General features: G+C 51.2%; 17 protein-coding genes. 6 read left to right on the top strand and 11 right to left on the bottom strand.

The window, feature by feature from the left end:
* Positions 1-172 precede the first annotated feature (172 nt).
* The 5 genes from LQZ19_RS05390 to LQZ19_RS05370 all read right to left on the bottom strand — a co-directional run bounded on the left by LQZ19_RS05390 (position 173) and on the right by LQZ19_RS05370 (position 3,948).
* The gene (locus LQZ19_RS05390; RefSeq protein WP_411046636.1) at positions 173-688 is read right to left on the bottom strand and encodes a hypothetical protein; all 516 of its coding nucleotides are present in this window, start codon (positions 686-688) and stop codon (positions 173-175) included.
* Between the two features lie 5 nt (positions 689-693).
* Entirely contained in the window at positions 694-888 is a 195-nt protein-coding gene (locus LQZ19_RS05385; RefSeq protein ID WP_411046635.1) for a hypothetical protein, read from the bottom strand.
* A gap of 380 nt (positions 889-1,268) precedes the next feature.
* Entirely contained in the window at positions 1,269-1,454 is a 186-nt protein-coding gene (locus LQZ19_RS05380) for a hypothetical protein (RefSeq protein ID WP_411046634.1), read from the bottom strand.
* Positions 1,455-1,786: 332 nt separating this feature from the next.
* Positions 1,787-3,592: an oligoendopeptidase F gene (gene pepF / locus LQZ19_RS05375; protein ID WP_411046633.1), complete on the bottom strand. Its 1,806-nt coding sequence runs from the start codon at positions 3,590-3,592 to the stop codon at positions 1,787-1,789.
* A 65-nt stretch (positions 3,593-3,657) separates the two neighbouring features.
* A complete protein-coding gene (locus LQZ19_RS05370; protein ID WP_411046632.1) occupies positions 3,658-3,948 on the bottom strand; it encodes a hypothetical protein in 291 nt (96 codons plus the stop codon).
* A 210-nt stretch (positions 3,949-4,158) separates the two neighbouring features.
* Between LQZ19_RS05370 and LQZ19_RS05365 the strand changes: the two genes are divergently transcribed.
* Both LQZ19_RS05365 and LQZ19_RS05360 read left to right on the top strand, forming a co-directional pair.
* Positions 4,159-5,007 carry an LEA/WHy family protein gene (locus LQZ19_RS05365; protein WP_411046631.1) on the top strand — a complete coding sequence of 283 codons (849 nt, stop codon included), beginning with the start codon at positions 4,159-4,161 and terminating at the stop codon, positions 5,005-5,007.
* A 53-nt stretch (positions 5,008-5,060) separates the two neighbouring features.
* On the top strand, positions 5,061-5,774 hold the full coding sequence (locus LQZ19_RS05360) for a hypothetical protein (RefSeq protein WP_411046630.1): 714 nt from the start codon (positions 5,061-5,063) through the stop codon (positions 5,772-5,774).
* A gap of 59 nt (positions 5,775-5,833) precedes the next feature.
* Here LQZ19_RS05360 and LQZ19_RS05355 read toward each other — a convergent pair whose 3' ends face one another.
* Entirely contained in the window at positions 5,834-7,675 is a 1,842-nt protein-coding gene (locus tag LQZ19_RS05355) for a phosphoenolpyruvate carboxykinase (GTP) (protein ID WP_411046629.1), read from the bottom strand.
* Positions 7,676-7,804: 129 nt separating this feature from the next.
* On the opposite strand from LQZ19_RS05355, the gene LQZ19_RS05350 reads away from it, so the two are divergent.
* The gene (locus LQZ19_RS05350) at positions 7,805-8,134 is read left to right on the top strand and encodes a hypothetical protein (protein ID WP_411046628.1); all 330 of its coding nucleotides are present in this window, start codon (positions 7,805-7,807) and stop codon (positions 8,132-8,134) included.
* A 32-nt stretch (positions 8,135-8,166) separates the two neighbouring features.
* Here LQZ19_RS05350 and LQZ19_RS05345 read toward each other — a convergent pair whose 3' ends face one another.
* Together LQZ19_RS05345 and LQZ19_RS05340 are read right to left on the bottom strand one after the other, a co-directional pair.
* Positions 8,167-8,556: a hypothetical protein gene (locus LQZ19_RS05345; protein ID WP_411046627.1), complete on the bottom strand. Its 390-nt coding sequence runs from the start codon at positions 8,554-8,556 to the stop codon at positions 8,167-8,169.
* 57 nt (positions 8,557-8,613) lie between these two features.
* Complete coding sequence (locus LQZ19_RS05340) at positions 8,614-9,873, bottom strand: ABC transporter substrate-binding protein (protein ID WP_411046626.1); 1,260 nt, start codon at positions 9,871-9,873, stop codon at positions 8,614-8,616.
* A 25-nt stretch (positions 9,874-9,898) separates the two neighbouring features.
* Here LQZ19_RS05340 and LQZ19_RS05335 point away from each other — a divergent pair, with 25 nt between their 5' ends.
* A complete protein-coding gene (locus LQZ19_RS05335) occupies positions 9,899-10,378 on the top strand; it encodes a hypothetical protein (RefSeq protein ID WP_411046625.1) in 480 nt (159 codons plus the stop codon).
* Positions 10,379-10,509: 131 nt separating this feature from the next.
* On the opposite strand, the gene LQZ19_RS05330 is transcribed toward LQZ19_RS05335, so the two are convergent.
* Positions 10,510-10,632 (bottom strand): hypothetical protein, encoded by a 123-nt coding sequence (locus LQZ19_RS05330; RefSeq protein WP_411046624.1) that lies wholly within the window; start codon positions 10,630-10,632, stop codon positions 10,510-10,512.
* 739 nt (positions 10,633-11,371) lie between these two features.
* On the opposite strand from LQZ19_RS05330, the gene LQZ19_RS05325 reads away from it, so the two are divergent.
* A complete protein-coding gene (locus tag LQZ19_RS05325; protein ID WP_411046623.1) occupies positions 11,372-18,193 on the top strand; it encodes a hypothetical protein in 6,822 nt (2,273 codons plus the stop codon).
* A complete protein-coding gene (gene era, locus LQZ19_RS05320; protein ID WP_411046622.1) occupies positions 18,193-19,107 on the top strand; it encodes a GTPase Era in 915 nt (304 codons plus the stop codon). Before LQZ19_RS05325 ends, era begins: the two co-directional genes overlap by 1 nt.
* 93 nt (positions 19,108-19,200) lie before the next feature.
* Here the strand turns inward: era and thrH are convergent, their stop codons facing one another.
* Entirely contained in the window at positions 19,201-19,809 is a 609-nt protein-coding gene (gene thrH / locus LQZ19_RS05315) for a bifunctional phosphoserine phosphatase/homoserine phosphotransferase ThrH (RefSeq protein ID WP_411046621.1), read from the bottom strand.
* Positions 19,810-19,904: 95 nt separating this feature from the next.
* On the bottom strand, positions 19,905-20,392 hold a 488-nt coding region (locus LQZ19_RS05310), incomplete at its 5' end, for a PD-(D/E)XK nuclease family transposase (RefSeq protein WP_411046620.1).

Here is a 20,392-nt window from a genome sequence, read left to right as displayed (position 1 = left end):
AAAGGGAGGTGTAGGAAGGCCTTAACATCGTATTCCGTGTGCGGGGCCTAGGCGGCTTTTTATTACGGCCAGCTTCCCATAGCCGTCTCGCACAAATCCTGCTACCCACCCTGCTCGCCACCGCACCGTACAGCGAAGCAGGGTAAACGGAGTTAAACTCCTGTAACAAGGCTTAAGCCTCAGCGATCTGTTCTTCTTTCAGACCGGTGTATAGCGCTATTTTACTTACCGGTTCGTTATGTTCTTTCATAATCCGGGCTGTCTCAATCTTGTCCTCGACCTTCCCTTCGGCTTTTCCCTTGGTTTCCCACCTGGCGGCGGCTCCCAACTCGATAAAAATATTGTCTATAATGGCGTCACCACGCATACCTAAAACCTCCTCGACCTGACGGTCATTGGCCTGTGCCAGCATGTATAAATATGCCCTTATCGGCGCTTCCCTCGGGGCCTTTTTTGCCTCGGCGAAAAGGACGCCCACGCTCTCTATGTCTAAACCACGGCCCAAACCGGCCAGCCACCGGCTCTCCCCGGAGGACAGTTTTTTCCGGTTTATAATCTGTATGGGCATCATATCACCCTCAATTAGTGTAATCCCGGGCCATTTTTCCGTCAATCTGTAGTGATACACGTCCCGTAGATAATTCTTGAGTTCCCGGGGTTCACGGGATGTTACGAAGGTGATGGTCAAATCGTCTATATTGCCGCGATTTTCTTGGTAATAGTGATATCCTTCTTTTTCTTGATGATGACCATATCGATCCGGAGCGATTCCCTGGTGAGTTGGTGTTCAATGTCGAATTCCAGGGCATCTTGATAGTCCAAAAGCTCCAGACGGATTGCATCACAAAAAGCGGTATGCCAGGTTATTCGCCGTTTATCATTTTTCATGGGATTTCCCCCTTCAGAAGCTTTTAGGCGACTCGGAAGGGTTTTGCTTTAGTGTGGGAGGAAAATAGTTAGGTATTTGATAAAAAAGCAGGAAGGATAGATTTGTCGGCAAACCGGGCGTGGGGAGGGGTACGCCTGGCTTCATGTGCATGTAGAATTCGCTTGCGGAGCCCCTTCGGGTCTCCTCCAGCGAAGAATTCCATATACATGAAGCCGGGCGTACCCCTCCCCACGCCCGCCTTTATCGGCACGTACGGGAAAGGGAGGTGTAGGAAGGCCTTAACATCGTATTCCGTGTGCGGGGCCTATGCGGGCGTTTTGCGTTACACACCCCCCAAACGGCGCTTGGGGCGATAGGCCTTAACGCCTATGGGGAATACTTAGAACTGCCGGATAGCCCGGACTAAATACGAAATGCTCTTATTATTATTATTATCCCACCTTGTAGCCTGCTCACCATCGCTGAAGTTCTGTATCCATGCGGTATTCGCGTTGTTTTCCGACGAGGACAAATAATTATTGCCCTTAAAGTTCCCCAGGGATTTCAGGGCCAAATTCCGGTACATCAGGTTTAATATGGCTCCGCCAGTCGGTGCTGAACGATATAGAGCGGGTCGTCGGAGAGGCTATTGAAAAAGCCCTTGCCAAGAAAATGTAGGAGTAGAATGACAACCCTGCTCCCCACCATACCGTACAGCGAAGCAGGGTAAACGGAGTTAAACCCCTACGAACAGGCGCCGGTGGGGGCGGGGGAGCCACGCTGCGGGATATTCTGGAATTCCCCACCGGAGGAGACCCAAAGGGGCTCCATAGGTGGATTCTACAGGCATCCCGCAGTGGGGCTTCCCCGCCCCCACCGGCGTTTTTTCACACAATTTGTGTACTCCGATTAACTCGATTACCCTAACAGTTCCTCTAACTCCCCCACAATCCTCCCAAAAGCCAGACAAGCATCCTCAACCGGTCCCGGCGTAGACATATCAACCCCCGCTATCTTGAGGGATTCAATCGGGAACCGTGAGCCGCCGGATTTGAGGAAGCTGAAGTAGTCTTCACGCTCCCGGGCGCCGCCGGAAAGAACACGGTTTGCCAAGGCCAGGGCGGCGGAAATTCCGGTGGCATATTTGTAGACATAGAAGGCGCGGTAGAAATGGGGAATACGGAGACCCTCAAGATCGCTCTCGGTCTCAAAGACCATGGCGGGACCGAAGTATTTTACCAACAGTTGGCGATATTCGGAACGGAGAATTTCCGCGGTTAAGGGCGTACCGCTTTCTTCAAGTTCGTGGCTGCGCTTTTCGAATTCGGCGAACATGGTCTGACGGTAGAGTGTGGAAAGTATGTCGTCCGCACGCTTGTTCACCAGGTAGAGTTTCAGTTCCCTGGTGTCCGCATGGTCCCGTAAATAGCGGAAGAGAAGTTCCTCATTAAAGGTGCTGGCGACCTCCGCTTCAAAGATGGTGTAGCCGTAGTGCATGAAGGGGTTGGACGCTGCGGAATACCAGGAATGCATGGAATGGCCGCCCTCGTGGGCCATGGTGAATACATCACGGATAGAATCTTCCTTATAGTTCATCAGTATATAGGGGTCCCCTATGTAGCCGCCGGCGGAAAATGCGCCGGATCGTTTGCCCCTGTTTTCATAGCGGTCCGCCCAGCGGCCCTGAAGACCGGTGCGGAGGGTGTTGACGTATTCATCACCCAGGGGTTCCAGAGCGGCGGCGATTAGCTTTGTTGCTTCGTCCCAGCTGGTCCGCTTTGAAACGTTTGCGGTGAGTGGTGCGTAGACATCGTAGTGCCGCAGTTCTTCTACCTTAAGCGCCCGCTTCCGCAGGGCGTAGTAACGGTGCAGAGGTTCGAGGTTGGCGTTTACCGTGGATACCAGATTATCGTAGACCGCCTGGGGAACATTGTCCGGGAAAAGGGCTTCGGCCAGGGCGGAAGGATAACCGCGAATGCGGGCGTGGATCACGTCGTTCTTTACCGAACCGCTGTAAAGGGCAGCCAGGGTAGTCTTGTGGGTTTCAAAGTGATGGTAGAATTGCTGATAGGCGCGGCGGCGGAGTTCCCGGTCCGGGTTTTCCATAAAGACCGACCAGGTTGATTGGGAAAGGGGTTTCTTCCCATCCGGCGTGTCCAGTTCGCCAAAGTCAAAGTCAACGTTGGTGAGCACCGAAAATGCCTCCGAAGAGACCGCCTCTCCCTCGGCGTGGAGGGCTATGATCCGCTCTTCCTTATCGCTGAGTATATGGGGCTTGTAGCGTAACAATTTTTTCAGGTAGATAACGTATTCGGCCAGCCGGGGATGCTTTAGAAAAGCTGCCATAGCTGTTTCGCCGATAGCCTGGATTTCCGGCGCGTCCCAGGAGGAAGCGGCGCGGGAAGCGGCGGCGGCCATGGCAAACCTGCCGCTCATGGTCCGGGCGGCATTGTCCCCCTCGTCTTCGGTCTGCCGGAGGCCGCTATAGGAACCCAGCTTTTCTTCCAGCAGCCCAAGGTCCCGGGCAAATTTCAGGTAGTCCGCCAGACTTTCTGCGGATTTGCCTAGGGTACCGCAGAAGCCGGGTATTTTTTCCGCCAGCTTTTCGTACTTCTCCAGGTCCTTGCCCCATTCATCGTCATTGGGGTAGAGCTTGGAAAGGTCCCAGGTATCTTCACGTTTAACTTCGGAACGGGCGGGTATGCGGGAATCGTTATTGGCCATAGTATCTCCTTAATCACTTAGTTGGTTTAGGGCGTATCCAAAGGAAGGGTATGGGCATATTTTGTTCAACCGCTTCTAATTCCCCATTGGTGCTCTTCAATTTCAAATTCTCGCAGCTTTTCTTCATGTGACCATGCAAGAAAACGGTCAACCGCATGCCCATCGCTTGTATACAATCCGCATAGCGCTTCTATGGCTTCCGCCGCTAATTCTTTTTTAGATTTCGGATGTGCGTCAACCCATTCAAGCCGGAAGGTAGCCTTCCCGGCAGGGACTTCCGGTGGTATTTCCAGTTCCAGCCGGAGGCTTTCATCCTTAGGATGGGCGGGTATTTCGATGGTCTTTTCCATGATCATAGTGAACCTCTATTCTTGGAATTTTCAGGATTCCTTAATTATAGGGGAAAAAGCGGCTTAATACAATGGACAATGTGCCGATACAGCAATTCCAAATTAGGAATAACCACAGACCACACAGACTAATTAATTAAAGGATTTTTAAGTATTATCGTCTTTGTCCGTGTGGTCCGTGGTTGAATTTTGAATTCCTGGCGCCGATATTGATATATGAAGACTTTCCTTTTCCCAATTCTGTTATGTTTCGCCGCCTGCGCCACCAAGGCGCCTCCGCCGGAACCCCTCAAACTACCGCCCGCCTTATCCCTGAGCTTTGACCGTATCGAAGCGGCGAGCCGCGATGATATCACCCTGGTATTAAGGGTAGATGCGGAAAATCCCCGTGCCGAAGTTATGGATATCAGCCTTGAGGGATGGGAGCTTATGCTGAATGATCAGCCGGTCAAAAATGGCGTGGACCTGGACTTGGACGGCCTAAGTCTGGCAGCCCTTTCCAAAGGAACCATTCCTGTGCGGATCAGGCTGAACGGAGAGGCCCTTGCCCAGGCGGACCAAAAGGGCCTTACGGAATATGACGCCGGTATACGCCTGAATCTGGGGGTGCAATTTCAGGACGGTGAAAACTTCCGGAAAGCCCTGGGCGATAAAATTACGTTTCCCCGGATCAGGCAGCCGGAGTTTAGCATCACTACCCTGGCGGTGATGCAGGCGGAACTTATCAATACCCGTTTCAAGGTGAAGCTGCGGATCGATAACCCGAATAATTTCCCCCTGGAACTTTCGGCCCTTAACTACGAACTATACGGCGCAGGCCGGTTCTGGGCGGATGGTAAGGAAACTAAGGTGATGGAGATACCGCCCCTGGGCTTTACAGAAAAGGAATTGTTTCTGCTGATGAATTTTATGAATATGAAACGGGAAGTCCTGGATCAGGTCATTGCCCTGCGAACCGTACGTTACCGCTTTGCCGGTGATGTCATGGTCAGTACTGAAATAGAATATCTGCCGCAGTTCAATATGCACTTTGACCAGAGCGGGAACTCGCCGGTGGTTCAATAAGGCGAGATGGTTGTCTTTTGGGCTAAGGTCCGGACGATACGGAGGAGTATTTAATGAAACCCAGATTTATTTTTTTACCGATAGTCATTGCCTTGACGTTTATCGGTTGCGCTACCACCTCAACAAATAACGTACTTTCCGGCGGAGATCTTTATCAGGCGGCGGTGATTGACGCAATGGTAGCGGAACCGGACGAAATATTTCCGCTTGTAACCCTCAGCCAGGAAGACCCGCTTACGACGTGGAGTGACGGTAAGGTACTGCTCCTTACCTACCACCGGTACCCCGAGTCCTACATTGCCGGAGAGGATTATGAAACGAAATACGGCGAAGTGTGGGTATTCACCGACAAGGAAATGGTTAAATGGTATAAGGGCAACAAGACGGGGGTTTCCGATTGGACGCTCCGTTTTAAGCAGCTCATCGGATTACCCGAAGACGGGAAATACACCCACGTTACCGCAATGTGGGTAAACCCCGCCGATGTTCACCGGCCTGCGTTCGAGCGTGATAGTACCAAGCCGGTTAGCGAAGTTAAATTGCCCGATGATGTCGATCCGGCTTTTAAGGAATGGTTTAATGGAAACATCATCTGGTCATATTTTGATTCCGCCTGGCCGTGGACACGCTTAGGATACACCTACGATTGGGCGGACAACGGCACGGAATACGGACTCTCCGAATTCATTATCAAAAAGAACGCTACGGTTCAGGTTGAATGGACCAAAACCACCGATGAATTTGTTGCGTGGTTAAGCATCCAATAGTAAACAAAAAAGCCGCAGGAAAACCCTGCGGCGAAATTTAACAGGCACGATGGTATTTATTATGCGTTCAGTCTTTTCTCGATAGCGTCCAGTTCGTCGTAGAGTTCTTTAGGCATCTTGTCGCCGAACTTGGGATAGTGGTTCTTGCGGACGTCGGCGATTTCCTTTTTCCAGCCTTCAATGTCCACGGAACAGAGTTCCTTCAATACCGCTTCGCTCACGCCCTTAGGCGCTTCGATGGTTCCCGGTTTGGGGAGGTTGCCGATGGGGGTCTCCACGCAGTTATCCTTGTTGTCGCAGCGGTCGAATACCCAGGCGAGAACACGGCTGTTTTCGCCGTAGCCGGGCCACATGAACTTGCCGTCAGCATCCTTGCGGAACCAGTTGACGAAGAAGATTTTGGGGAGCTTATCGGCCTTACCGGCGGCTTCCGCTTTTTTACCCAGGCTGAGCCAATGCTTGAAGTAGTCGCCCATGTGGTAACCGCAGAAGGGCAGCATGGCGAAGGGGTCCCGCCGTACCTGGCCCACCTGGTCGGAGATGACCGCAGCGGTAACTTCGGAACCGGTGATGGAACCCATAAACACGCCGTGGGTCCAGCTCTTGGCCTGGTTTACCAGGGGAATTGTGGAGGGGCGGCGTCCGCCGAAGAGGAAGGCCGAAATCGGCACACCCTTGGGATCCTCCCATTCCGGGGCGACACAGGGACACTGCTTCGCAGGGGCGGTGAACCGGGCGTTGGGGTGGGCTATTTCCTGGCCCTTTACAGGCTTATCGTTAATGGGGGAGGGCCGTAAAGCGCCTTTCCAGTCGATCACTTCCTGGCCCGCAGCGCCCTGTCCAATCTGTTCCCACCAAATATCGCCGTCTTCGGTAAGACCGCAGTTGGTGAAAATCGAATTTTTCTTGCAGGATTCCATGGCGTTTTTGTTGGAATCGTAGTTGGTACCCGGGGCCACGCCGAAGAAACCCGCTTCGGGGTTGATGGCGTAGAGCCGGCCGTCTGCGCCGAACTTCATCCAGGCAATGTCGTCGCCAACGGTTTCGACCTTCCAGCCCGGGAGGGTGGGGATAAGCATGGCCAGATTGGTCTTGCCGCAGGCCGAGGGGAAGGCGCCGGTAACATACTTTACGTCACCCTTGGGGTTGGTCAGCTTGAGGATGAGCATGTGCTCCGCCAGCCAGCCTTCGTCCCGGGCCAGTACGGACGCGATACGCAGCGCCAGGCACTTTTTACCAAGCAGGGCGTTGCCGCCGTAACCGGAACCGTAGGACCAGATTTCACGGGTCTCGGGGAAGTGGGAGATGTACTTATCCGCCATGGGAGCGCAGGGCCACACGCCGTTATCTTTTTCACCTTCCGCAAGGGGCTTACCCACCGAGTGGTAGCAGGGTACAAAGAAGCCGTCTTTACCCAGAACATCGAGGACCTTAACGCCCACCCGGGTCATGATGTGCATATTGGCCACCACGTAGGCCGAATCGGTGATTTCAACGCCGATCTTGGCGATATCGGAACCAACGGGGCCCATGGAGAAGGGAATAACGTACATGGTACGGCCCTTCATGCTGCCCTTGTAAAGCTTGGTCATGGTCTTTTTAAGTTCCGCCGGAGCTGTCCAATGGTTGGTGGGGCCGGCGTCGCTTTCTTTTTCGCTGGAAATAAAGGTCCGGTCTTCAACCCGGGCCACGTCTGAGGGGTCAGAGCGGAAGAGCACGCAGCCGGGCAGTTTCCCCGCATTGAGGGGGGTAGCGAGCCCCGCGGCAATGTTCACCATTATCATGTGGTTGTACTCGGTCTGGGTACCTTCACAAACTTCTACCGAATCGGGGGTCATTAGGGCAACCGCATCCTCGATCCACTTCTTAAGACCCGCATGTTTTAATTCTTGAACTTTCATGGAAACTCCTCTGTTTTCTCCGTCAACTGGAAAGGAACGCAACGCATTCCTAAAATTAAATCATTTTTTTTATTATACACAAGTAATGGAACTTGTAAAAGTAGGGGATTTTAATATATGGTTCTTTGTATGGTTATCGTAGGTATCCTTGTATCTCTGGCCTTGCTGGGGGTGATCATCAGGTTTGCCCTCTCCAAACAGTCCGAAAAGCTGGTTAAGCGGGCCGCCGTTATTGCTCTGGCTGTCATTGGCCTTGCGATCATTGTTTGCCTGATACTGATCATCACAGGACCAAAGCAGGTGGAAGAGGAACCGGTATTTTCCGGCCTCCCCCTGGCGGAACCGGTTCAGGTAGCCGACTCCAACGTGGTATACGCCCTGATATTCGGGATTATCATGCTGCTTTTTTTGGGGCTTATCATCTTCCTGTCCATACGGGGCAAAAAACCAAAACGGTAAAGCTGATTCTTAATTTGGAATAGCTATAAAATTTAAGCGACCAGATTGACAATAGCTCCGGCGGGGCTTGAGGGCGCAGGGCTATAGGGCATGGCGGTTGCGGCTGCCTGGGCTTGGCGTATCTGCCCCCGGTACTGGTCGATCAGCGCGTCAATCTGCTCGTCGGAAGGATCGGTATCCAGGGCCGGCTCGGGCCGTTTCTTAATCTGGGCCAGCTGCTCAATGAGCACATCCAGGATTTTCAGCCTGCTGATGGCCACACCCCGGGTTCCTTCAGGGGCGGGAGTTCCGGAAACATGCTTAAAGTGGGAATAGATATAGCTTGAAGGAGCCACCGGCAGGGACATTCTTCCCCCCCGGGATGCGCTGATTGCATAGCCAATACTGGGAATTGCGGTGTTAGTTGAAACCCCGAAACTCATACCTTTCTCCTTCTCTTTGAATATCGGAGGGGGGAAAATTAAAGATTAGTCTTTTTGTCAAAGACCCCTGTTCAGGCGGTTCCAGTCCGTAAGGCGCCGGTCCAGGGAACGTATATCCCCGCGGTTTGTAGAACGGATCCGTTCGTGCAGGTAGGGGAAAATAACCCGTTCTTTCAGGGAACTCCAGTTTCGGGGCAGGATATTCGGCGGGGAAAGGTAGCTCCCCGGGGGCATGTGGCCGAGAAGGGCGGGGTAGAACTGGGGAAAAACATGTTCCGTCACGGTTCTAAGGGCAGAAAAGCCGTTGGCTATGCCGAACCGGGTCTCGTTAAGCCGGTTGTTCTTCCCCGCTTCCAGGATTAGGCGCTGGGTATCTTCCCGGAAAAACCATTGGGTAAAGGCTTCAGCGGCCGCTCTTGCCCGGCTGTTCCGATAAATGCCGTAGTAAACCATATCTTCCGAGATGGGAATAGTATCTTCCCCGGCTATCCAGCGGAAATCCAGATTGGTCCATCGCTCCTGGGGCAGGGTAAAAAGGTCGGAACTGAGCATGTAGAAGAAGAGTATCCGTCCGGAAATAACCAGCTTTGCCGGGGGATCGTAAAAGTATTTGAAGGAAAAATCATCCTCCGCCTGAATACCCGTATTGGCATCACTTATCCAGGATTCGATATAGGCGAGGGCTTTTTCCAAAGCTTCCTGGTCCCATTCAAGGGGAGTAGCCTCCCGAAACGAGGCGCCAAAGAGGACCGCGCTTACAAAGAGGAAGTCATCATCCCAGGAGGGGGAAAACCCCATCCGGGAATAAACCCCGTTGTTTATGACATTGAAGGATTTTCCCAGGTTCTTTATTTCCTCCAGACTAAGGGTAAAGGGGCTGGACAAAAGTTCTCCCTTATCCTGGGCGAAGATCAATGAGGGGATATTGAAAGACACCGGGAGCAGGTACTGTTTGCCGTCGATGTTTCCCAGGTCAAGGAGCTGCCGGTAAAAAGAGTCCTTGGACACCCGATCTTTCTTAAATAGGTTGTCCATAGGCCGGAAAAAAGTCCGGGTGGAGGTGCTTTTAAGCCAGCTTCCCGCCACAATATCAGGGAAATCCCCATCGTTATCGGTGAGTTTTCGGGACGGAGACTCAAAATAGCGGGTTTCGATTTTATAAGCCCCCTGGCTGGCGTTAAAATATTCGGCATACAGGGCAAATTCCGGCCTATCGGTCCATAAAACGGCGGTATTGGAACTTTGGAAAGAGCAGGAACCCAGGAGCAGTACGGGAAACAGGGTTAAAAACACCCAACAACGCTTGTCAATAATCATCTTTGAAAGTATAGTTATATATACGATGCAAATTCAAGATCCCCAGATAATCAGACTCATCGAACGCCTTGGTGAACATTACCGTTCAAACATCGCCAACCGTTTTATACGGCCCGCATTGTTGCAGCTCTCCATAGATAACCAGACATGGAGCCTGATTGAAGTTTTTATGGAAAGGGGGGATCAATTCCGCTACCAGGGCTATGAACTGGACGACCTCTACCGCCAGCTTGCTGCCGCTGCGGATCTGGTATTCGAGGCCCGCACAAACCTAATCCCCGGCATACGCGGCCGCCAGAGCATAGGCGCCATGACCGGCCCCGACAAGGTCCTGCGGGACATGGCGGTGAACAACTTTGCCTCCAACCTCCGTTTACTGGCGGATCTTCTAAACGAGCTTTTTGTGCTGCTGGTGGAAGCGGATAAAGCCCAAGCTAGGGGCCACAAACCCCTCTACGCCCAGATGCCGGAAGTGACGGACCTGGGAAAGCGGCTTATTGAGTAGATTGGGCTATCCCGGTCAAGAGCTAAATCCCTTCAATTTCTTTCGATGTAAGCCCAGTGGCAGTAGTAATTTGTATACTAGTCATCCCCATGGCTTTCATGTTCCGGGCTATTTCAAGCTTACCTTCTGCCTTACCCTCCCGTTTCGCCTTGTTGATAACGCTGGTCCTCGTCCCCCGGTTCACCCATCATTTTGAGAAAAAGGTAGTCGTTTAATGGGTTCAGCCGTTCATGTCTTGCTGAACTAGTCATCATATAATTCCCCCGTACCAGGAAGATGGGTTTAGGGGGAAATTTGCATTAGTAAAAATATTTTTTCAGAGATTTTAGATGCGAATTAGCGCCAAAGCTTGGTTAAACTGAGAATTGCTGATCCTTGTAGGATTTGATAAATTGTGTGCCATATATATGGTATAGCAACCAGGGATACCTCATATATAGCGCATATTGATAAGCTATAACTCAAACCTCTTCCTGTTACCTTGGAAAAGAGGGCGTCCCATGTTATACTTACAGATATAGATGACACTACATACCGGTATTAATAACAAGCTGTGTTTAGGGTGGATCGCGGATGAATAAGCTCCGGGCAATAGTGGGGGTACTCGTTTTCTGCGCCGGTGTTGCCTGGGGAGATACGTATACATGGAAGGCGGTGCCTATAGACAACACTTGGGTTAATCCGGGTAATTGGGACCATACTCCTGAGGATGTAACTTCTGGGTTTCCTGGTTATGATTTAGTTGCTGATATACCCAATGATGATACTGCTATATTCACAGGCGATCAGACAGTAGTCTTACCTAGTGTGATTATTTCTGGTAATATAGGCGATGTAATAATTCAACTTAGCGGCGCTGACACACTTACGTTAACAAGTTCAACGTCAACTGGAACTACATTAAATTTAAGCACGTTGACAGTAAGCAACGGCGCTTCAGATTGGTTAACGGTAGCGGGGACGATAACATTTGGTAATACATTTAGTGCTGAATTGAATAATGATTTAGAGAGCTTATCAATTATTTCTGATGGAGATTTTACGCTTGAAAGCGGAGCAACAATCGCCGGAAAAACAATTACCCTGACGTCGGATAATCTTATATTTAATCCCGGTACTAGTATTGATGCGGGAACTGGTACTGTAAAGATTCTGACCAAAACTGGTGATTCTCCTATTACCATTGGCGGAACGGGAACTGAATACTTAACCGTTGCGGAGTTGGATCTTATTTCAGCCTCGGTTTTGGATATCGGAAACCGTAATACCGCCAGCGAAGCTATTACGGGTCCTATTACAATCACCGGGAATGTTACCCCTTCCTCAACAGTAAATAATTTAATTTTAAGAACCGGTGGTTCGATAACCCAAACAACAGGAGTACTAACAGCGGTAAATCTTGAGGTGGACGCAGGGGCAGCGGTGAGTATGGGTACTACCACTTATCCAAACAATGTAAATAACCTTGCAGTGATGAATACAGGCGGGGCGGTAAGCTTTACGAACGAGCAAGCCCTGGGCATAGGAGTTATAGGAGTTGGAACCGACGGTATATCATCCGGTAATAATTCTGTTATGGTGACGACGACCACCGAGGCCATCACGGTAAGCAAGGCCATAGCCGCGGGGACCGGAAACGTCACCCTCAACGCCAAAGCCGGGTTTGTGCTTAATGCGGATATTACCGGAAACACCGTAACCCTTGATAATACGACCAGTGGAACCGGCGGGATAAGTCAGACCGGGAAAATAAGCGCCGCTAAATTGGAAGTGAAAGGGACTTATGGCGGCGGCGGCATAATCCTCAATGGCGGAGCTGCGGGAAGTGAAAACGAGGTAAGTCTTATTACCACCAATACCACGGGCCAGCCGATTAGTTTTAAGAACAGGATCTCTTTGACCATCGGGGTTGGGGCCACCGGTATCATTTCTAATGGTGGAAATGTAACCATCAGCGAAGCCGCCGGAGATATTACGGTTGCAGGCGCCGGGATTAGCACCGCCGGTGGTGATGTAACGCTGACAACTGATGCCGGGGATATATCGGTAAACGGGCCGGTAGATTCAGACGGTGGCGGTATAACAATAACATCCGCCGTGAGCATAACTACAACGGCAAGTTATGGAACTATTACCAGTAATGCTGGTACGATTACCCTGGTGAGCGATGATGTCACCCTGAATGGGGACATTGATGCTGGTACAGGTTTGGTGAAAATATGGAACAAAACATCTGCTGCTGTTCTGGACATTGGTTCAATTTCGTCATACTTAAAAAATTCAGATTTAGCCAACATTACCGCTTCAAATTTAGAGATCGGCAACAATACTCTCACGACTTCTATCACATTTAGCGGCGCTACTACCATTCCTTTAACGGTAGGTAATGTGAAATTTATATCCCATGAAACTATTGGAACTATCACCGTCAACGCTTTAGTCCCGGTGTCAAATGCCGCAGCCGGTAATATTAGTTTTGAAGCCGGGGGGGCGGTCATCATAAACGGATCGGTATCAAATACTGTGACTGGGAATATTTCAGCGTCCGGCAGCGCTATTACGGTTGCAGGCGCCGGGATTAGCGCCACATCTGGGAATGTAACACTGACAACGACTTCTGGGGATATATCGGTAAACGGACTGGTTTCGGGGGCCGGTATAACCCTGTATGCGGGCGGAGCGGTAATTCAGACTGGTGCGGGTAGCATCATCACCGCTACGACATTAACGGTAACGGCGGGCGGTGTGGTAACCCTGGATCAGGCGCCAAATCTGGTGAACGCCCTGGCAGTAACCGGCGCCGGCGGAAATGTAAGTTTTACGAACAATCAAGACTTAGTGATAGGCGTATCAAGTATAGGGATAAACGCCCCGGGGCGGATAGTCTATCTGGAAACTACTACAGGGACTATTCGTCAGACCAGAGCCATAAGCGCAGCTCAATTGGCGGTAAACGCCGCCGGCTCAGTGGCCCTGGATCATGTCGATAATGTTGTGGGGGTTTTCGCAGCAAAACTAAACAGTGGTGGATCATTAACCTTGACGAATAAAGCGTCCGGAGCTTTAAGCGTAAGCACGGTAGGGGGCATCACCGGAATAGTGACGTCTGATGGGTATATTACAATAACCCAAACCGCCGGCTCTATCACGGTAAGCGAGGCCATAAATGCGGGGAATAATAAAGACATCACCCTCAACGCCAAAGCTGGGTTTACGCTTGCAGCGAATATAACCGGAGGCATTGTAACCCTTGCGAATGATAATACAAGCGGCAGCGGCGGGATAAGCCAGACCATAAGTACCGGGATAGTGGCCGGGACAGGGCTGCTGGTAAAGGGAAAGTACGGTACGGCAATAGGCTTAAATGGGGATAACGCAGTGAAAGTATTTGCGGCAGATACAAGCGGCGAAAATCTGACATTTAACAATAGCGATTCGACAAATCATTTAGTGATAAGAACAGTAGACACAACTAACGGAGTGACGACAGGCGGGCAGACCCTGACTATCAGCGAAGCCGCCGGGAATATCACGGTAGACAAGGCCATAAATTCAGACGGTGGCGATATAACAATAACATCCGCCGTAAGTATAACTACAACGGCAAGTGATGGAACTATTACCAGTACCAGTACCAGTAATGATGGTACGATTACCCTGGTGAGCAATAATGTCACCCTGAATGGGGACATTATTGCTGGTACAGGTTTGGTAAAAATATGGAACAAAACATCTGCTGCTCTGGACATTGGTTCGGGTGCCGTATACTTAACTGATGCAGATTTAGCCAACATTACCGCTTCAAATTTAGAGGTCGGCGACGATCCTCTCACGGCTTCTATCATATTTATCGGCGTTACTCCCATTCTTTCAACGGTAGGTAATGTGAAATTTATATCCCATGGAACTATCACAGTCAACGCTTCAGTCCTGGTGTCAAATGCTGTAGCCGGTAATATTAGTTTTGAAGCCGGGGAGTCGGTCACCATAGACGGATCGGTAAATTCCGATGGTGGCGATATCACAATAACATCCGCCGGAAATATAATCACAACGGCAAGTTCGGGGGCCATTAGCGCGGCCGGGAATATTTCAGCGTCCGGCAGCGCTATTACGATTGACGGCGCCGGGCTTAGCGCCGCAGACGGTGATGTAACGCTGACAACGACTTCCGGGGATATATCGGTAATCGGACCGGTAAATTCAGGTGATGGAAATATCACAATAACATCCGCCGGAAATATAATCACAACGGCAAGCTCGGGGGCCATTAGCGCGGCCGGGAATATTTCAGCGTCCGGCAGCGTTATTACGATTGACGGCGCCGGGATTAGCGCCGCAGACGGTGATGTAACGCTGACAACTGATTCCGGGAATATATTGGTAATCGGGCCGGTAAATTCAGGCATTGGCGATATCACAATAACATCCGCCGGGAATATAACCACAACGGCAAGTTCGGGGACCATTATAAGTAGTAATGGTACGATTACCCTGGTGAGCGATGATGTCATACTGGATGCGGCTATTAACGCCGACACAGGTGGCGCGGTAAGGATACGGAACAAAACGCCGGGAACACCTATATTTCTGGGAAATTTGCCGACGTCTCCACCGATGGTCGGCGTGGAGCTTACGACTGCAGAATTGATCCTCATTACCGCTTCCATCTTGGAAATCGGGGACAGGACTGATACACCCTTGGTTGAAGTTACCGCCAGTACCACCCTTACCGCTGTAGGGACCGTATTTCTGCGGGCTACTAACGTAAACATAAGCACCGGTACCGTATATACCATTGGGGTGAAAAATTTAGCGGTTGATACTGAAGGTGATATAGTGGGCGTGTTGGCGGGAGGAGTGGGCGGCGTAAAAAATGTCGCCATGGTGACAACACTCGGAGATATTTCCATTAGCCAAACCGAAGGTGATCTTACTATTGCCAAGATACTAGGAATAGGGGGGGTATATATTTCCGGGCTTACCGCAGGAGGTGGGAAAACCATAAGTATAACCATTGATGGCGGATCGGGATTGATAATCGGGGAGCTAAAAGAAGATCCGATTCCAGTTCCGGCAGCAAAACTTTCGGCGGCTGTGCTGAAGGTCCATGGAATTAATAAGGTCCAAATAACTCTCGATCATTCTGAAAATGATGTTGGAATGGTGGCTGCCCTTTTAGAAGGGGCAGGTACCTTTGCGCTGGTTAATAATCATGACGGTGTAACCCTGGGGCTGGGGGCAGGAGACGGATGGAGCGTCAAAAACAGTGATGAGCTGGTGACCATTACCCAGCGCCAGGGGGATATACTTATTGCGGAACCAATAATCGCCGGAACCGGAAAGATAGTCATAGAGGGGATTGGCAATGTAACGGTTAACGCCGGTTTTTCCGGGGCCGCCTGGAATTCTACCATTAAAATGACCGGCGGGAATTCTTCCGGCACGGCAACCTATTTAACGGTGAACGGTGGTATCGGCAATTTAACTATCGACGATCATGTTGCGCTGTATTCGGATGAACTCAGACTTGCGGGAAGTATGGAGATTAGCGGCGGCGGTTCAACCTTTTATGTACGCACGAAAGCAAATGGCGATCCCCGAACAATGTATGTTGGAATCGACTGGACCATTAATCCCGGCGGCGTCTTTGAATGTGAAAATAGTAATATTGTATTTACCGGAGAGAATTCGTTGAATCTAAGGGATGACGATACCATAAGAATAAGCGGGAATACCACATGGTACGATTTCACCTGCGAAGCCCCGGGGAAAATCATACAGTTTTCAAACCACCCGGACATCCATCATGTTTCCCATAAATTCCTTGTAAAGGGGAGCGCGACCGATCATGTCTATTTGGACAGAGGGGATATTACTTTTGGCGATCCGCTCCCACCGAAACCGACTTCACCCACAAATCAATTCTGGTATTTTACGACCGATTTTAATACTATTATAGATATAGCTAATATTACTATAAAGTATAGCTGGTCAGACCGCCGGCTGCCCATACCTTCAGCGAACAGCGGTAGAAACGTTTTCGCCGCTCCCTATTATAATGCCGCCGACACTTCCCAATCCTATTACAATATCAACTGGGTTGAAATTTTCCGGTTCTTCTACGCCTTCACCGAAGATTCGGACGGGAACGGCAGGATTGACCGTATCCGCGCCCAGGCCGCCGTTGAACTGAACGGGGATTTTACCAAATTTGAGGTTGAGCTTGATGGCTTTGAGCTTGATACTGCCAGGCCCCAGGGGCCCTATCAGATGGTTGAAGATGTCACCGGGGATCCCGGAGATGGGGATTCTATTTATATTTACCTTCAGGAACATGACTATGCCGATGGAGCCGCGGCGCCGGTGCTGAAGATTTTGACAGACGGCCCGGAAAACACTCTCAGGGACCGGGCTACGGGCTCAAGCCCCATCACCGAAGGGACGCCGATCTCCGATACGGTGTTCCCCCGGATTACCTATACACTTATGCTGCCGAACAGCGATAAGGTTTTCGTACAATTTTCGGAAATGATTGATGATGGTCTCATGCAATTTTCCCTTCCCGTTCCCGGTACGCCGATCCCATTTGTTCCGGTAAGCCCCGGACTCGAATATGAGCTTACTCTTCCCTCAATAATGAGCGCAGCGGAATTAGCGGCGGGGAACATGTTTACTGTCAAGGGCGTCAAGGATCGTGCGGATCCTCCGCCTGATACAAGTGCGGCGGACCCTGACAATCCTCCTCCCAAATATCCTACGGATTGGAAATATACCGGTTATAGTGTTATTCCTCCGGGGACCGGATTATCCCCCCCCAACGGTCTCCCCCTGGATTCCCTGGATCCGGCTTTTTCCGATCAGGCCATATCTCACCGCCTTACGGATATCCTGGTATCCCTGCCCCCTACGGGCGTCCAGACTCCGGGGAATGAACCCTTCTTTGTCTGGCCGGTCTGGGCGATGAACCCCCAGGAAAACATACAAAGCGAACAGGCGGATATCCATGCGGTCCGTAATTTTTCCGGAATGGAATACCTGGAGGAAAAGGACATTACCCTCCAGGTAAACATGAACGCCGCCTTTGTTCCGGGAGGCTATAAACCGGAGCTGTTCTTCAGCATCGCTATCCCCGGCAGCCTCCGGGCAGGGGCGGCGGATATTTCCCCGGATTTCGCTATACCCAACGGGAATACCGGGCTATGGCTCCCGAACTTTGACTCCCTTGGGTACAATGAACCGGATGTAAATATTTACGCCTTCTCTAACATGGTTCCTAATCCCTATGCGGATGCGGGAAGAAACAGTTCTCCTGCTGCTATTAGTAATAATGTTTTTAATTTCAGCCTGTCAAAAAGTAATTATACCAGTGTTTCCATGCTGGAATTTTTCTTCCGCCTTTCCGGCGGCGCCGATTCCGAATCGCCCCGGCGGAAGGACCTCTACATCGGGCGGCTGGCCAATAATTCAAAACCCTGGTACCGCCGGGTGGAGCCCTTCAAATTTGAGATCCACAATATCACCCGCCAACGGAGCGGAGCGACGGTTCTTAACAATGTTATTAAACCTTCCACCGGCGAAAGGGTCTACCTGGATTATAAACTTACCCGGAATGGACCGGTTACTATCCAGGTCTTTACCCTGGACGGAACCTTAGTAAAAGTGTTGGTGCGGGAAAACAAAATAACCGGCGAGTACCGTACAAGCTGGGACGGAAAGAACAACGGCGGCCGGGAAGTAGCCCGGGGTATGTACTTTATCCGGGTTGTAGCCCCGGACATTGATGAAATTCGTAAGGTAATGGTGGTAAAATAATGGAAAACAAATCGGCATTTGTAGCGGTGGTAGGCCGCCCTTCGGTGGGGAAGTCCACCCTGGTCAATCTGCTCTGCGGGCAGAAGGTAGCCATCGTCAGTGCGGTTCCCCAGACCACCCGGAACGCCATCCGTGGCATTGTTAACCGGCCCCAGGGTCAGCTTGTCTTTGTGGATACCCCGGGCCGTCACGCTTCGGAAAAAAAGCTCAATAAAAAACTCATGGAAGTATCGGATCGTGCGGTACAGGAGGCCGAACTGGTTCTCTACCTGCTGGACGCATCCCGCGTCCCCGGCGCCGAGGAGGAAGCCATCACCTGCAGCCTGGCTCCCTTGGCAGGCAAGACCCTGATAGCGGCGGTAAACAAGATGGACGCCAAGGGCGCCGATTTTGAAGCGGCGCGCAGTTTTCTTAAGCGAAAGCTCCCGGATCTTCCCGATTCCCGGATCTTCAAAATCTCCGCCCTGAAAAATGAAGGCGCAGAAGAACTGCTCCATTGCCTTTTCGACATGGCCGGTGAAGGGGAGAGCCTTTATCCCGGGGAATACTACACCGACCAGGACCTGGGCTTCCGCATTGCTGAAATCATCCGGGAAAAGGCCATAAACCGCCTGCGCGAGGAACTGCCCCACTCGCTCTACGTGGAGGTGGCGGATACGGAATTGCACAACGATGGTGAAGACCCGGCGAAAACCCGGCTCTGGATACGGGCCTTTATCATCACCGAACGGGAATCCCAAAAAGGTATGGTGGTCGGCAAGTCCGGCGAAATGATCAAGGCTATCCGTCAGGCCGCTCAAAAAGACTTGAACCGCATCCTGGACTGGAAGGTAGAACTGGATCTCCGGGTCAAAAGCTCCCACGATTGGCGCCACAATGACAAGGTCCTGCGCCGTCTAATTTCACGGGAATAGAAACATAAAAAAATAGAAACCGCAAAGTCGCAGAAGGCAAAGGTAGAAAAAAAGAAAGATTTCTTCATCCTTTCCTTTTTCGCCTTCTGCGCCTTAGGGGTTAAATAAAAAGGTATCAATTTGCGCGAGAAGTTCCGCATAAGTATCCACGCAGATAATGTCGCTATGGCTTGTGCGTATGGATTCCGGCGCCCGAAAAAGGCAGCCCGCATCGGCTTCGCGGATCATAGCCAGGTCGTTAAAGGAATCTCCGGCGGCAAAGATTTCCAGGTTTATCGACTTAAAAGCAAGCGCCGCATTTTTCTTCCCGTCCTTCTGGCGGAGTTTGTAGCCCGTGATAGAACCGTCCGCCCCGGTCACCAGGCTGTTGCAAAACAGGGTAGGGTAGCCCAGTTTGGCCATCAGGGGTTTGGCGAACTGCTCGAAGGTATCGGAAAGGATGATCAACTGGGTCCGCTCTTTCAGGGCGGCGGTAAATTCAACCGCCCCCTCCAAAGGCTCCATGGTACCGATAACCCGCTGGATGTCGGCCAGCTTGAGATGATGCTTCGCCAGAAGTTCCAGCCGGAACGCCATAAGCTTATCGTAATCCGGTTCGTCCCGGGTGGTACGCCGCAGCTCGGGAATCCCCGCCGCTTCAGAGAAGGCTATCCAGATTTCGGGGATTAATACTCCCTCAAGGTCAAGACACACAATACGCATAAGGCAAACAGTATACCAAGAGGAAACGCCCGGTTCAAGGGGCGCCATTTTTGCGTAGCCCCCATTCCCGCCGCCGGCTTTTTTGTCCTGTCCTTTTACGTATCCCGGGAGATTTGTTCTTCCAGTTCCCGGATTCTGCGGGTCAGTTCCTGCTTTTCCGCCTCTTCTTTCCGGATTCTACCGGTCAGTTCCAGCTTTTCCTGATACGCCTTTTCCTCCGCTTCTTTCCAGCCCTTTTCGTAAGATTCCTTTTCGCGGTGATATTGGTCGTACAGGAATTTTTCCCGGGACTCCGCCAGTAACCGTTCCCGCTCGTCTTCACTCAGTTCCATCAGCGTGGCTACCGCTTTCTTTATTACCGGGTCCTTTTCCGCTACCATCATGAATTCCTCCTCGGTCTCGCTGGTGAAAAACTGAGACCACGTGTATAAGTCTGAACCGTCGCTCTGTTCCGGCAGCTTGGGTAGTTCCAGGGTGTTTATTTCCAAGAGGTCCGTAAACTCGGTCCCTGTTTTCCGGTTCAACAAGCTATAGCTATTATAATAATCCTTTTCCTCGGGAATGAGAATATCATTGATGATGA

It is taken from the genome of Treponema primitia (assembly GCF_046533075.1).
GTDB classification, from domain to species: domain Bacteria; phylum Spirochaetota; class Spirochaetia; order Treponematales; family Breznakiellaceae; genus Termitinema; species Termitinema primitia_B.
Note: the sequence above shows the minus strand (reverse complement) of the source record. Positions and strands in the feature narration are given on the sequence as shown.